This window comes from Pseudomonas fragi (genome assembly GCF_002269505.1).
Lineage (GTDB): Bacteria > Pseudomonadota > Gammaproteobacteria > Pseudomonadales > Pseudomonadaceae > Aquipseudomonas > Aquipseudomonas fragi_D.
The window spans coordinates 134,454-148,386 of sequence record NZ_NQKQ01000003.1 but is presented as its reverse complement, the minus strand read 5'-3'; the positions used below and the strand labels follow the sequence as shown (position 1 = coordinate 148,386).

The 13,933-nt window shown below is 60.1% G+C and carries 10 protein-coding genes and 1 pseudogene; 8 read left to right on the top strand and 3 right to left on the bottom strand.

What is annotated here, in order from left to right:
• Window positions 1-100: 100 nt before the first annotated feature.
• From CJU81_RS04505 to CJU81_RS04480, 6 genes are all read left to right on the top strand, one after another.
• On the top strand, window positions 101-1,027 hold the full coding sequence (locus CJU81_RS04505) for a carbohydrate ABC transporter permease (RefSeq protein WP_095035665.1): 927 nt from the start codon (window positions 101-103) through the stop codon (window positions 1,025-1,027).
• Between the two features lie 7 nt (window positions 1,028-1,034).
• Entirely contained in the window at window positions 1,035-1,868 is an 834-nt protein-coding gene (locus CJU81_RS04500; protein WP_095035664.1) for a carbohydrate ABC transporter permease, read from the top strand.
• Window positions 1,869-1,890: 22 nt separating this feature from the next.
• On the top strand, window positions 1,891-2,994 hold the full coding sequence (locus CJU81_RS04495) for an ABC transporter ATP-binding protein (protein ID WP_095035663.1): 1,104 nt from the start codon (window positions 1,891-1,893) through the stop codon (window positions 2,992-2,994).
• An 18-nt stretch (window positions 2,995-3,012) separates the two neighbouring features.
• Window positions 3,013-4,488, top strand: a complete 1,476-nt coding sequence (locus tag CJU81_RS04490) for a mannitol dehydrogenase family protein (RefSeq protein WP_095035662.1) — start codon at window positions 3,013-3,015, stop codon at window positions 4,486-4,488.
• Between the two features lie 107 nt (window positions 4,489-4,595).
• Window positions 4,596-6,089, top strand: a complete 1,494-nt coding sequence (xylB, locus tag CJU81_RS04485) for a xylulokinase (protein WP_095035661.1) — start codon at window positions 4,596-4,598, stop codon at window positions 6,087-6,089.
• A gap of 5 nt (window positions 6,090-6,094) precedes the next feature.
• Window positions 6,095-7,033 carry a carbohydrate kinase family protein gene (locus CJU81_RS04480; RefSeq protein WP_095035660.1) on the top strand — a complete coding sequence of 313 codons (939 nt, stop codon included), beginning with the start codon at window positions 6,095-6,097 and terminating at the stop codon, window positions 7,031-7,033.
• A gap of 118 nt (window positions 7,034-7,151) precedes the next feature.
• On the opposite strand, the gene CJU81_RS04475 is transcribed toward CJU81_RS04480, so the two are convergent.
• Complete coding sequence (locus CJU81_RS04475; RefSeq protein WP_095035659.1) at window positions 7,152-8,453, bottom strand: OprD family porin; 1,302 nt, start codon at window positions 8,451-8,453, stop codon at window positions 7,152-7,154.
• A gap of 282 nt (window positions 8,454-8,735) precedes the next feature.
• Here CJU81_RS04475 and CJU81_RS04470 point away from each other — a divergent pair.
• Window positions 8,736-9,587 (top strand): annotated as a pseudogene (locus CJU81_RS04470) (sensor histidine kinase); the annotation flags it as partial.
• A 72-nt stretch (window positions 9,588-9,659) separates the two neighbouring features.
• Window positions 9,660-9,935, top strand: coding sequence for a peptidylprolyl isomerase (locus CJU81_RS04465; RefSeq protein ID WP_083369510.1), 276 nt, complete (start codon window positions 9,660-9,662; stop codon window positions 9,933-9,935).
• Between the two features lie 62 nt (window positions 9,936-9,997).
• Here the strand turns inward: CJU81_RS04465 and CJU81_RS04460 are convergent, their stop codons facing one another.
• Both CJU81_RS04460 and CJU81_RS04455 read right to left on the bottom strand, forming a co-directional pair.
• Window positions 9,998-12,250 (bottom strand): ATP-dependent DNA helicase, encoded by a 2,253-nt coding sequence (locus CJU81_RS04460; RefSeq protein ID WP_095035658.1) that lies wholly within the window; start codon window positions 12,248-12,250, stop codon window positions 9,998-10,000.
• Window positions 12,247-13,932 (bottom strand): VRR-NUC domain-containing protein, encoded by a 1,686-nt coding sequence (locus tag CJU81_RS04455; protein WP_095035657.1) that lies wholly within the window; start codon window positions 13,930-13,932, stop codon window positions 12,247-12,249. Before CJU81_RS04455 ends, CJU81_RS04460 begins: the two co-directional genes overlap by 4 nt.
• Window position 13,933 lies beyond the last annotated feature (1 nt).

Sequence of the window (13,933 nt, the reverse complement as noted above, 5' to 3'; positions counted from 1 at the left end):
GCAAACCTTGGCCTGAGGGAGCGAGTCTGCTCGCGAAAACCGTACCGGCTCCTTCGCGAGCAGGCTCGCTCCCACACAAAGCAATTGAGGTGTACTCACGATGACGTCTTCGACTGTTATTGCAGCGCTCGACGCCCCGCCAGCGGCGCGGCGTGCGCGTCTGTTCAACCCCGGCTGGTTGCTGGTCACGCCTTCAGTGGCGCTGTTGCTGCTGTGGATGATCGTGCCACTGGGCATGACCCTGTACTTCTCACTGATTCGCTACAACCTGCTCTATCCCGGTGAAAACCAGTTCGTAGGGCTGGAGAACTTCACCTACTTCCTCACCGATTCAGGCTTCCTGCCCGGCGCAACCAACACATTGCTGCTGGTGGGCAGCGTGCTGCTGATCAGCGTGGTGCTCGGCGTGCTGATCAGTGCCCTGCTCGAAGCCAGCGAATTCATGGGCCGCGGCATCGTACGGGTGCTGTTGATCTCGCCGTTTTTCATCATGCCCACCGTCGGCGCACTGATCTGGAAAAACCTGATTTTTCATCCGGTGTCCGGCGTGCTGGCTGCGGTCTGGAAGCTGTTCGGTGCCCAGCCGGTGGACTGGCTGGCGCACTACCCGCTGCTGTCGATCATCATCATTGTGTCGTGGCAATGGCTGCCGTTCGCAATCCTGATCCTGATGACCGCCATGCAGTCCCTCGACCAGGAGCAAAAAGAAGCTGCGCGTCTGGACGGGGCCGGGCCCATCGCTATTTTCTGGCACCTGACATTGCCCCATCTGGCTCGCCCCATCGCCGTGGTGGTGATGATCGAAACGATCTTTTTGCTCTCGGTGTTCGCCGAGATTTTTACCACCACCAACGGCGGCCCCGGCTATGCATCCACCAACCTGGCGTACCTGATCTACAACCAGGCGCTGGTGCAGTTCGATGTGGGCATGGCCTCGGCTGGCGGGTTGATCGCCGTGGTCATCGCCAATATTGCCGCCATCATTCTGGTGCGCATGCTCGGCAAAAACCTGACAGACAAGCCGTGAGGGCTCAGTGATGACACTTCAACAATCGCGCCGCCTGCAAAGCCTGCTGCTGGGCACCCTGGCCTGGGCCATCGCCATCCTGATTTTTTTTCCGATCTTCTGGATGGTCCTGACCAGCTTTAAAACCGAACTTGACGCCTTCGCCACACCGCCACAGTTCATCTTTACCCCCACGCTGGAGAACTACCTGCATATCGAACAACGCAGCGGTTATTTTCACTTCGCCTGGAACTCTGTGGTGATTTCGTTCACCGCCACGGCCCTGTGCATGCTGATCGCCATTCCCGCGGCTTATTCGATGGCGTTCTACGAGACCAAACGCACCAAGGGCACGCTGCTGTGGATGCTCTCCACCAAAATGCTGCCGCCCGTGGGCGTGCTGATGCCCATTTATCTGCTGGCCAAGAGTTTTGGCCTGCTGGACACACGGGCGGCGCTGATCATCATCTACACCCTGATCAACCTGCCGATCGTGGTGTGGATGATTTACACCTACTTCAAGGACATCCCCAGGGACATCCTCGAGGCCGCCCGCCTGGACGGCGCCAGCCTGTGGCAAGAAGTAATTCGCGTGCTGCTGCCCATCAGCAAGGGCGGCCTGGCGTCGACCCTGCTGCTGTCGCTGATCCTGTGCTGGAACGAAGCGTTCTGGTCACTCAACCTGACCTCTTCCAGCGCCGCACCGCTAACCGCCCTCATCGCGTCCTACTCCAGCCCCGAAGGTCTGTTCTGGGCCAAGTTGTCTGCCGTTTCGACCCTGGCCTGTGCACCGATCCTGATTTTTGGCTGGATCAGCCAGAAGCAGTTGGTACGGGGCTTGTCCTTCGGCGCAGTCAAATAAAAACACTGATTGGAGGCCCGTCATGGCCAACCTGAAAATCAAAAATTTGCAAAAGGGTTTTGAAGGCTTCTCGATCATCAAAGGCATTGATCTTGAGGTGAACGACCGTGAATTCGTGGTCTTTGTCGGGCCGTCGGGCTGCGGCAAATCCACCCTGCTGCGCCTGATTGCCGGGCTTGAGGAAGTGACTGACGGCACCATCGAGCTGGACGGGCGCGACATCACCGAAGTCAGCCCGGCCAAGCGTGACCTGGCCATGGTGTTCCAGACGTACGCCCTTTACCCGCACATGAGCGTACGGAAAAACATGTCCTTTGCCCTGGATCTGGCGGGCGTGCCCAAGACCGAGGTGGAAAAAAAGGTCAATGAAGCCGCACGCATTCTTGAACTGGGGCCTTTGCTTGAGCGCAAGCCCAAACACCTTTCGGGTGGCCAGCGTCAGCGCGTGGCCATAGGCCGGGCGATTGTGCGCAACCCCAAGATCTTCCTGTTCGATGAACCGTTGTCCAACCTCGACGCGGCACTGCGGGTGCAAATGCGCCTGGAACTGGCGCGCTTGCACCAGGAGCTTCAGGCAACGATGATTTACGTGACACACGACCAGGTCGAGGCCATGACCCTGGCCGACAAGGTGGTGGTGCTCAATGGCGGCAGAATCGAGCAGGTTGGCTCGCCGCTGGATTTGTATCACCAGCCGGCCAATCTGTTTGTCGCGGGTTTTCTGGGCACGCCGAAAATGGGCTTTCTCAAAGGTCGGGTCAGCCGCCTGGATGCGCAAAGTTGTGAGGTCGAGCTAGATGCCGGTACGCGCATCCAGCTGCCCCTCAGCGGCCCGTCGCTAAGCACGGGCAGCCCGGTCACCCTGGGCATCCGGCCTGAACACTTGAACCTGGCCAAGCCCGGCGAATGCGCGCTGACCGTCACCGCCGATGTCGGCGAACGCCTGGGCAGTGACACCTACTGCCATGTGATTACCGCCTGCGGCGAACCGCTGACCCTGCGCATCCGCGGCGATATGGCCAGCCGTTATGGCGAACAGCTGCAGTTGCACCTGGACAGTGAACATTGCCATTTATTCGATGCTGACGGGCTGGCCCTCACCCGCCCATTGCGCGCAGCTGCCTAATTGACCGAGATTGCACCCATGAAACTTGATCGCCGTAACCTCGCCAGTCTCACCGACAAAGTAGCCAAGCCAGCCTACCTTGCCAGCCAAACCCGGCATGGCATCGCCCATATCGGAGTGGGCGGCTTTCATCGTGCCCACCAGGCGTTCTATACCGATGCGCTGATGAACCGCGGCCGCGATCTGGACTGGAGCATTTGCGGCATCGGCCTGCGCGACGAAGACCGCAAAGTGCGTGATGACCTGGCCAGCCAGGACTACCTCTATACCCTGTTCGAACTGGGCGACGGCGACGACACGCAAAGCCGTATCATCGGCTCGATCAGCGATATGCTGCTGGCTGAAGACAGCATCCAGGCAGTGATCGAAAAGCTCGCCAGCCCGGGGATTCGCATTGTTTCGCTGACCATCACTGAAGGCGGTTATTGCATCGATGACAGCAGCGGCGAATTTATGTCGGCACTGCCACAAATCCAGCATGACCTTGCCCACCCTGATTCACCCCGGTCCGTATTCGGCGTGCTTTGCGCCGCCCTGGCCAGACGCCGGGCCAATGGCACCCGGGCCTTTACCCTGATGTCCTGCGATAACCTGCCCCACAACGGCGCCGTGGCCCGCAAGGCATTGCTGGCCTTTGCCGCGCTGAGCGATATCGGCCTGCATGACTGGATCGGCGCCCATGTCAGCTTCCCCAATGCGATGGTGGACCGCATCACGCCCATGACCAGCAACGCCCATCGCCTGCAACTGCACGATGAACTGGGCATAGACGACGCCTGGCCAGTGGTGTGCGAACCGTTTATCCAGTGGGTACTCGAAGACAAGTTTGCCGACGGCCGTCCGGCCTGGGAAACCGTGGGCGTGCAACTCACCGATGACGTCACGCCCTACGAAGAAATGAAAATCAAACTGCTCAATGGCAGCCATCTGGCGTTGACCTACCTGGGGTTCCTCAAGGGCTATCGGTTTGTTCACGAAACCATGAACGACCCGCTGTTTGTGGCCTATATGCGCGCCTACATGGACAAGGACGTGACTGCGCAACTGGCACCGGTACCGGGGATCGATCTTGAGGCGTACAAAAACACCCTGGTGCAGCGTTTTTCCAACCAGGCCATCGCCGACCAGCTGGAGCGGGTGTGCTCGGACGGCTCCTCGAAACTTCCGAAGTTCACTGTGCCGACCATCAACCGCCTGATCGCCGACGGCGCTGAGCTCAAGCGAGCGGCCCTGGTGGTAGCGGCCTGGGCCTTGTACCTCAAGGGCGTCGATGAAAATGGCCAGATCTATGCCATTCCCGATCCACGGGCTGCATTTTGTCAGGCGCTGGTGGCCGATGACGCGCTGATCGTACAGCGCTTACTAAGCGTTGAAGAGGTGTTTGGCAGCGCCATTCCCCGGTCTGCCGAGTTTGTGGCCGCGTTCGAGTGGTGCCTGAACAGCTTGCGTGATGCCGGGGTGAGTAAAACCCTGGAAAATTTGCTGCATAGTTGAACCGACCCCCGGAGGGCTGGGGGGTAGATACAAGCGCACAGCTATCCCCAATCAGTTCCCTCTCCATTCGGGTGAGGGGCTTTTGATCTGGTTAAAAGCAGGTTCCCATGACCACTACCCACTTATATCTGGGCATCGATTGCGGCACCCAGGGCACCAAGGCCCTGATCCTCGACAGCGAGTCCGGCCAGGTGCTGGGGCTGGGCAGCGCCGCACACACGCTGATCCAGGACGCACAGGGGCGGCGTGAGCAGGACCCCGGGCAATGGCTGCACGCACTGCAAGACGCTACCCGCCAGGCCCTGGTGCAAGCCGGCATCAGCGGCCAACAGATTCAGGGCATCGGCGTGTCGGGCCAGCAACACGGGCTGGTGCTGCTGGACAGCCAAGGCGAAGTCTTGCGCCCGGCCAAGCTGTGGTGTGACACCGAATCAAATGACGAAAACAGCCAGCTGTTGCAATGGCTGGGCGGCGAGGCCGGCTCCCTGGAGCGGCTGGGTCTGGTCATCGCACCGGGTTATACGGTCTCCAAGCTACTGTGGACGAAAAATCATCATCCGCAGGTGTTGGCGCGCACGGCCCATATCCTGTTGCCCCACGACTACCTTAATTACTGGCTCACAGGCCGCTGTTGCAGCGAATACGGTGATGCGTCCGGCACCGGTTATTTCAATGTGCGCACCCTCCAGTGGGACCGCGAGCTGCTGCGTCACATTGACCCCGACGGCCACCTGGAGCGGGCCTTGCCCGAGCTGATCGAGCCGCGCCAGCCAGTCGGGCGCATCCGCCCGCAGATCGCCAAGTTACTGGGCCTGAACCCCAAAGCCGTCGTATCCAGTGGGGGTGGCGACAACATGATGGCAGCGATCGGCACCGGCAATATCGAACCGGGAATCATCACCATGAGCCTGGGCTCGTCGGGCACTGTGTATGCCTTTGCGCCGCAACCACAGGTCAGCCCCGATGCCGCGCTAGCTTGCTTCTGTTCCAGCAGCGGTGGCTGGTTGCCGCTGATTTGTACCCTCAACCTGACCAATGTCACTGCAGCCGTACGCGAGCTGTTCGGTCTGTCACTGGAGGCCTTCAACCAGTTGGCCAGCCAGGCCCCCGTGGGGGCCGATGGGGTCAGCATGCTGCCTTTCCTCAACGGCGAACGGGTGCCTGCCTTGCCCGATGCCACGGGCAGTTTTCAGGGGCTGACCGCAGGTAACCTGACCCGGGCCAATCTGTGCCGTGCGGCCATGGAAGGCACCACCTGGGGGTTGCGCTACGGGCTGGATCTGTTGCGCCGCAATGGCCTGCAAAGCCGCACCATCCGGCTGGTGGGCGGCGGTTCGAAAAGCCCCTTGTGGCGCCAGATGGTGGCCGACATCATGGCCACCCCGGTGGTCTGCACCGAGCAAAGCGAAGCCGCTGCACTGGGCGCGGCGATTCAGGCAGCCTGGTGCCTGGGTGCAGGCTCGCTGACACTCAGTGAGCTGTGCCAGCGCTGCGTTCGCCTTGATCCTGCTGGCGAAACCTGGCCCGTGGCCGATAACGTACGGGCCTACGAACACTTCTATCAACGCTACCGACTACAGGTCGCAGCCTTAACCGAGTGAATGTTATGTATCTGGTTTGCGGAGAGGCCTTATTCGATTTTTTTGCCCAGTCGCCCGAGAACACGGCGACGGGCCAGGTGGACTTCAAGGCCATTGCGGGCGGCTCACCCTTCAACGTAGCCGTGGGTCTGCGCCGCCTGGGCGTCGAAACGGCACTGTTTGCCGGCCTTTCGACCGACTACCTGGGCCGGCGGCTGAAACAGGTACTGCTCAACGAAGGCGTCAGCCCACGCTACCTGCATGATCTGGACGCGCCCACGACACTGGCCATGGTCGCCCTGGATAGCAACGGTTCGCCCGCCTACAGCTTTCGCGGTGAGGGCTGCGCCGACCGGCAATTGCACGCCCGTCACCTGCCGGTACTGGGGCCTGAGGTGCGGGGCTTGCATGTGGGTTCATTTTCGCTGGTAGTGCAGCCGGTAGGCGATACCCTGCTGGGCCTGGTCAAGCGCGAGAGCGGGAAACGGCTGATCAGCCTTGACCCCAATGTGCGGCTCAATCCCGAGCCGGATATCGACCGCTGGCGCCAGCGGATCAAGGAACTGATCCCCTACGCCGATGTGATCAAGGTCAGTGATGAAGATCTGGAGCTGTTGTACCCGGGGCAAGACGCGCAGCAGATTGCCCAGTCATGGCTCAACCATCGTTGCCAGTTGGTGTTTTTGACCCGTGGCAGCCAGGGCGCCAGTGTGCTCAGCCGCGAACATGGCCAGCGTTCGGTGCCGGCAAGCCTGGTGAAAGTGGCCGATACCGTGGGTGCGGGCGATACCTTCCAGGCCGCGGTGATTGCCTGGCTGACCGAGCATCAACTGGACTCGATCGAAGGTGTACAGGACCTGAGTGCGTTGCAACTGGACGCCCTGCTCGACTTTGCCAGCCGGGCTGCAGCACTCACCTGCAGCAAAACCGGCCCGGACCTGCCCTATCGTGCGCAGCTGCTGTAACCGTTGTAGTCGCTGAGGAGCGAAGCGAGGCTGCGATAAGGGCCGCAGGACCTTCAAGATTTCAGGGTCGCTGCGCAACCCATCGCAGCATCGCTTCGCTCCTCAGCGACTACAGCCCTTACCAGATCGACAGGTTATAGCTGACGATCAAGCGGGTCTCATCCACATCGCGGGCAAACTGGGAGTAGTTGGTGCGGTAGGTCGCATTGCGCAAGCGCAGGCTGACGTCCTTGAACGTACCGCTCTGCACGATGTATTTCAGCTCGCTGTCACGCTCCCATTCCTTGCCCTCTTCGCTGCTGCCGACCACCTTGATATGGTCGCCATTGACATAACGGGTCAGGAACGACAGGCCGTCAATGCCAATGGCTTTGAAGTCGTAGTCGTAACGCAGTTGCCACGAACGCTCCTGGGCATTGGCAAAGTCGTTGACCTGCAGGTAGTTGACCAGGTACGGGTTGCTGCCATCCAGGTACGGCATCGAGGTATCGCCGTTCATGCGCTGCCAGCCGGCACTGACCTTGTGCCCGCCCAGCGAATACCCGAGCATGGCGCCCAATGCGCGGTTGTCGATATTGCCAGCTTTGGCTGAACCCGAATCATCACTTTTAAGCAAGCGAACATCGGCCGACAACACACCAGGGCCGACCGGCTGGCTGGCCAGCAAACCGACAAACTGCTGACGGTAGATGTCCTGCAATTCACCGTAGTGGTACTGCGCAGTCAGACGCTCGTTAACCTTGTAATCCAGGCCATACATGCTGAAGTGGTCGGCGGTGATGTTGCAGCCATACCGCTTGTTCTTGCAGTTCAGGCGCAGGTCCTGGGAGTCGGTGGAATCCCGTGCGGTGTAGCGGTCAAGGCGCGAGGCCATGACTTTGAGCCCCTTGATTTCCTGAGACACCAGCATGGCGCCGTTGAACATGTTCGGCAGCAGGCGACCATCGTTATACTTGAGCAGCGGCAGGTCAGGCAGCAGCGCGCCATACTTGAGCACGGTATCGGATACGCGCATTTTCGCCGTGAGGCCAAATTTTGCGTACTGGTCCTTGGAACGACGCGGGTCGCTGCCGGTCGAAGGCAACAGGCCGCTATTGCTGTCAGCAGGGCTGGAGTCCAGTTTCAGGCCCAGCATGCCCAGTGCATCGAGGCCAAAACCGACAGTGCCTTCGGTATAGCCCGATTGCAGGTTGAGGATAAAGCCCTGCGCGGTTTCATCGCGCTTGGAAGCACCCTGGGGGTTTGAGCTGCTGCCATCGCGAAAATCACGGTTGAAGTACACCGTACGCGCTTCCAGTTTGGCGCTGCTGTCTTCAAGAAAACCGCCGGCCTGTGACGGTGCGGCAAAGCCGGCACACATTGCCAGCGCGCCCAGGCGGGTAACCTGGCGGTGCGCCAACAATGAAAAAGGATGAACCATGTACAAGCTCCAGCAGCCAATCATTGGCAAGGTGAAAACGATCGCAGGTACGCCCGGCATTACAGCCAGCGTCCTCAATCAAAAAAAGGGGCGCAATTGTACGAAAGGCTAAGCTCAAGCCTCATTCGACCTTAGTCGAACGGTCAAGACCGCACCTTGCAGCAAGGCTGATAGCCTTGAGCCGGTATTCGGCATTACATACACTGACTCACAGATTCAAACCCGGGAACGACCATGGCAATCAAGAGTTCAAGGCGCCGCCAGCGTCTGCAGGCCACTGCCACCGAACAAGCTCTGCTTGAGCTTAACGAAACCCTTGAGCAACGCGTTGCCGAACGCACCCGGGCGCTGGCCGAGGCCAACCTGCAATTGCAGTGCGAGATCCTCGAGCGGGCACGGGCCGAAGAAGCCCTGCGCCACGGGCAAAAAATGGAGGCTGTAGGCCAACTGACCGGCGGCATTGCCCACGATTTCAACAATATGCTTACCGGGATCATCGCCAGCCTGGACTTGATGAAGCGGTATATCGCCGCCGGGCGCATTGACGAGGTTGAGCGTTTTGCCGATGCCGCGGTCAACTCGGCGCAACGCGCTGCCGCACTGACCAACCGCCTGCTGACATTCTCCCGCCGCCAGTCACTGGACCGCAGGCCGCTGGACCCCAATCAACTGGTGCGTTCACTGCAAGCATTGTTCAGCAGCACTAAGGGTTCGCAGATTGACCTGGTCCTGGAACTGGGGCAAAACATCTGGCCCATCAATACCGACACTGGCCAGCTTGAAAGTGCCCTGCTCAACCTGATGATCAATGCTCGCGACGCCATGCCCGACGGTGGCACCCTGCTGGTCAAGACCGCCAATCAATACCTGGATGCCAGTGATCTTGGCACCCTGGAGTCCGTCAGCTCTGGCGACTACGTGATGCTTGAAGTCAGCGACAATGGCACGGGCATGAGCCCGCAAACCCTTGCCAAGGCGTTTGACCCCTTCTTCACCACCAAGCCGGTGGGCCAGGGTACCGGGCTCGGCTTGTCGATGATCTACGGCTTTGCCCAGCAGTCTGGCGGCCATGTCAGCATCAGCAGCCAAAGCGGGCAAGGCACGCGGGTGTGCCTGTACCTGCCGCGTCATCACTCCCCGCAGGCAAAAACTCAGGCATAATCCGCGCCCGCGCACTATGCCCCACTGTTCCAAGGTACAGATCACATGAAAGCTCAAGCCCGCCATATCCTGGTGAAAACCGCCGAAGAAGCCGAATCGCTCAAGCAACGCATTGCCAAGGGCGAAGCCTTCGATGTGCTGGCGAAAAAATTCTCTACCTGCCCCTCAGGCAAACGCGGCGGCGATCTGGGCGAAGTGCGGCCCGGGCAGATGGTTGGCATTATCGACCAGATCATCTTCAAAAAACCGCTGCGAGTGGTGCATGGCCCGGTCAAGAGCAAGTTCGGCTACCACCTGGTGCAAGTGTTTTACCGCGACTGACATGCGCCCCCTGCCCTCACCCTCTCCCGCCGGGACAGGGCTGGGGTTTGTAGAGGTATCGTTCAGTCCAGCCGCCACCAGCGCGGTAGCAACTGCTGCACCTTCGGCTCGGCAAAGCGGTCATCGATAAGAAACAGCGTGCCCTGATCGCTCTGTGTACGAATCACCCGCCCGGCGGCCTGCACCACCTTTTGCACCCCCGGGTAAAGGTAGGTGTAGTCGTAACCGGCGCCAAACAATGCGCCCATGCGTTGTTTGATCTGTTCATTGACCGGATTGAACTGGGCCAGCCCCAGGGTCGCGACAAACGCGCCGATCAAGCGCGCACCCGGCAAATCAATGCCTTCAGCGAATGCGCCACCGAGCACGGCAAAGCCGATACCCTGACTGCTCAGGGTGAACTGGTCTAGAAAGCCCTGGCGGGCGTGCTCATCCATTCCCCGTGCCTGCAGCCACTGCGGCACCTGCGGGTGGCGCTCGGCCAGCAACTCGGCAACCTGTTGCAGGTAGTCAAAACTGCTGAAAAACGCCAGGTAGTTGCCTGGGCGCTGCTGGTACTGAGCGGCAATCAGTTGCACTATCGGCTCCAACGAAGCCTGCCGATGCACAAATCGGGTCGAAATCCGGCTAACCACCTGCACATCAAGTTGTTCGGCCCTGAATGGCGATTCAACGTCCATCCACAGCGTATCTGCAGGCAAGCCCAGCAAGTTGCTGTAATAAGTTTGCGGGCTCAGGGTGGCCGAAAACAGTACATTGCTACGGGCACTGGCCAGGCGCGGCCCGATAAAACCGGCGGGTACAATGTTGCGCAGGTTGAGCTGCGACAGGCGTCGCTTGCCGTTTTCACGCAGGCTGACATCGAATAAATAATTGCCGTCGAACAGCTCCGCCACCCGGTTGAACTGCAAGGCTTCAAAGTAGAACGCCTGCAAATTGCCCGCCAGGCCCTGGGGATGATCGTTCAGGTAGTCACCGATGGCGGTGATGCAGGCAGACAAGGCATTCAGCCATTTAGCCGGCAGTTGCGGATAAACCTGATAGGGGCCCGCCTGCTCCTTGTGCAAGGCATTCCATTCGCGGTTCAGGCGTTTGAAAGGCTTGTCCAGCGTTACCGGGACCGTGCGTAGCAGGCTGTTGAGGGTCTGCTGATCGAGGCTTGCGCTGTACATCCCCCGTGCCCGCTCCACCAGGTTATGGGCTTCGTCCACCAGGGTCGCGACTGTCCACTGATTGGCCTGGGCCAGACCGTAGAGCAATGCACTGAAGTCGAAGTAGTAGTTGTAATCGGCGATCACCAGATCAGCCCAGCGCGCCATCTCCTGACTCAGGTAATAAGGGCACACCTGGTGGTCAAGTGCGACGCTGCGCAGGGTCTGTTGATCGAGGGGGGATCGGGCGACTGCAGCCATTCGCGCAGCGGGCAAACGATCGTAGAAGCCCTTGGCCAGAGGGCAGGAATCGCCATTGCAGGCGTTTTGCGGGTATTCACAAGCCTTGTCCCGTGCCACCAGCTCCAGCACCCGCAATACTGCGTGCTGCTCCCGGGGATAGAGCACCTGTGCCGCATCCAGGGCCAGCTTGCGCCCCGGCGTCTTGGCCGTCAGAAACAGCAGCTTGTCGAGCTGCTGGCCGGGCATGGCCTTAAGCAACGGAAACAGGGTGCCGATGGTCTTGCCGATCCCGGTGGGTGCCTGGGCCATCAGGCAGCGCCCGGTGCTGACGGTTTTGTACACCGCTTCGGCCAATGACCGCTGCCCGCTACGAAACTGCGTGTGGGGAAACGCCAGGGCACGGGCGGCGGCATCGCGGGCCTGACGATGAGCCAGCTCCTGCTCGGCCCAGGCCAGAAACAACCCGCATTGCTGTTCGAAAAAGCGCTGTAAATCAGTCGCTGACCAGGTTTCCTGCAGGCGGTACTCCTTTTCACTGACGATGTCGAAATACACCAGCGCCAGGTCAACCTGTGGCAGTTGCAGGCTCTGGCACAACAACCAGCCGTAGACGCGGGCCTGAGCCCAGTGCAAGTCACGGTGATTGGCAGGTATTGCGCCGAAATCGCCACGGAAGGTTTTCACCTCTTCCAGCACATTGGCGACGCAGTCATAGCCGTCTGCCCTGCCACGTACGGTCAGCGCGCCGAACTGGCCTTCCAGGCTCAGCTCTGCCTGATACCCGGCACTGCGCCGGGAGGCAACCGTGCGATGCCCGGCTATCCCCTGCTGGGCCGTAGGCGAAGGGGTAAAACGCAAGTCCAGATCACCAGCCTTGGCGGTGAACTCACACAAGGCACGCACTGCCACGCGATAACTCACCCCTGCGGCTCCTGCCATTGCACGTAGCATACGGTCACCGGCATCCGGTGCTCTTCGCAAAAGGCCAGCCAGCGCAGCTGGTTGTCCTGCAGGCGGTCACCCGGGCCTTTGACCTCGATCATGCGGTAGGTTTTTTGCGCCGCGAAAAACTGGATCAGGTCGGGCATGCCGCTGCGATTGGCCCTGATATCCAGCAACAGGCGCCGGAACCAAAGTTTCAAATGCGCGGGTGGCAAACACAGCAGCGCCTCTTCCAGCAGCTCCTGACTCAGGGAATTCCAGGCCACGAAATTCGATTGCACACCGAACTTGGCGGCATAGGTGTCCAGGATAGTGGCCAGGTAACGACCATCATCCAGCTGCGCCAGGCAAGCCTCGAACCTGTCGGCACGTTGCTGATAGAAGTCCTCTTCGAACAAGTCAGCCGGACCACTTTGATAAGGGTGAAAAAATGCCCCCGGCAAAGGCGCAAAAATCGCCGGCCAGCACAGCAAACCGAACAGCCCGTTGACCAGCGTGTTTTCCACGTAATGCACAGGCTCCGCAGTGCGGTGCAAATGCGCGGCTACCTTTAGCTCCACGCAGATCGCTTCGCCCTGTGGCAGGCTCAAGTCAAGCCGATCCGCAGCCACGGCCCTGGTAGCGGGCAATGGCGCCAAACCCAGCTTGCGTCGCAATCGCGGGATGATTCGTCGCAGATGCTGAAGCTCGGCATCAGTCAGTGGGGCCTGTTGCGCGTCTTCGGCCAGCTTCAACGCCAGTGCATGGTGCTCCTGACGTTCGAGCACGCGAATGCTGCGCTGGCGCGCTTCGGGATGGCGGCTTTGCTGATAGACCTCTAGCGCCCGGTTCAAATCCCCTGCCCGCTCCAGATGCTGGCCCAGCTGAAACAACAGGCGCCCACGGCGCCGTTGCAGCCAGCGATTGGCGGCCTGGTAGTCGAGCACCTGTTGCAGCACCGCCTCGGCATCACCATTAAGCTCAAATTGCTCGCGGCAGGCATGGAGGTGCAAATAACCCTCAATATCGGCCCGGCACCCCAGAGCACGGGACTCGTGGCTGAAATCGACCTTCTCATAGGTAAACAGGCCCAGGTCGGCCAGTACCAAATCGGACCAGCTCTGCCCGAGATTGCCAAAAAACATCAACCGCAGGCGATCACACAGGGCTCGGTGGTTAAGGGTGTAGAGCGGCTCGGTAAGGCCGGGATGCCATTGGGCCAGGCTTTGCCGCTGGGTATAGTCAACAGCCAACTGCTCAAGCCAGTCCGATTTCTTGCCCTTGGGTTGCGCAATGCGGGCGCTGAAACAGGCCAGAATTTCCGGTTTTTGCAGTACATCAAACACCTCGACCAAAGCTAAAGGCGCTTGATCATCCAGCCAGCCAAGGGCCAGCAAGGGTGCCGCTGCCAATGCGGTATCACCGATTTCCGCGTAATTGAGCCGGTTAGCCCGGAAGTGCTCGCCCTTGCGCATGATCATGCGTACCCAAAGCGCTTGCGAGGGGCCGGGCAACTGGGCAAAAGCTGCGATAAACCTCTGCTCGTCGACACTCAGCACGTCCTCATAACGCGCGGCGATCCAGTCAAGCACATGCCGGAAATTTTTCAGGTAGTAAAACGGGTCTTCGAAGGGGTTGGAAATCACGGGCAAAGCTAACCACTGAGCATGAGTACTGGACATG

Excerpts from the sequence above, each read along its gene's own strand:
- CJU81_RS04480 (WP_095035660.1), top strand. The coding sequence starts at position 6,095 with ATGTATCTGGTTTGCGGAGAGGCCTTATTCGATTTTTTTGCCCAGTCG.
- CJU81_RS04490 (WP_095035662.1), top strand. The coding sequence starts at position 3,013 with ATGAAACTTGATCGCCGTAACCTCGCCAGTCTCACCGACAAAGTAGCC.
- CJU81_RS04475 (WP_095035659.1), bottom strand. The coding sequence starts at position 8,453 with ATGGTTCATCCTTTTTCATTGTTGGCGCACCGCCAGGTTACCCGCCTG.
- CJU81_RS04465 (WP_083369510.1), top strand. The coding sequence starts at position 9,660 with ATGAAAGCTCAAGCCCGCCATATCCTGGTGAAAACCGCCGAAGAAGCC.
- CJU81_RS04495 (WP_095035663.1), top strand. The coding sequence starts at position 1,891 with ATGGCCAACCTGAAAATCAAAAATTTGCAAAAGGGTTTTGAAGGCTTC.
- CJU81_RS04505 (WP_095035665.1), top strand. The coding sequence starts at position 101 with ATGACGTCTTCGACTGTTATTGCAGCGCTCGACGCCCCGCCAGCGGCG.
- CJU81_RS04455 (WP_095035657.1), bottom strand. The coding sequence starts at position 13,932 with ATGTCCAGTACTCATGCTCAGTGGTTAGCTTTGCCCGTGATTTCCAAC.
- xylB (WP_095035661.1), top strand. The coding sequence starts at position 4,596 with ATGACCACTACCCACTTATATCTGGGCATCGATTGCGGCACCCAGGGC.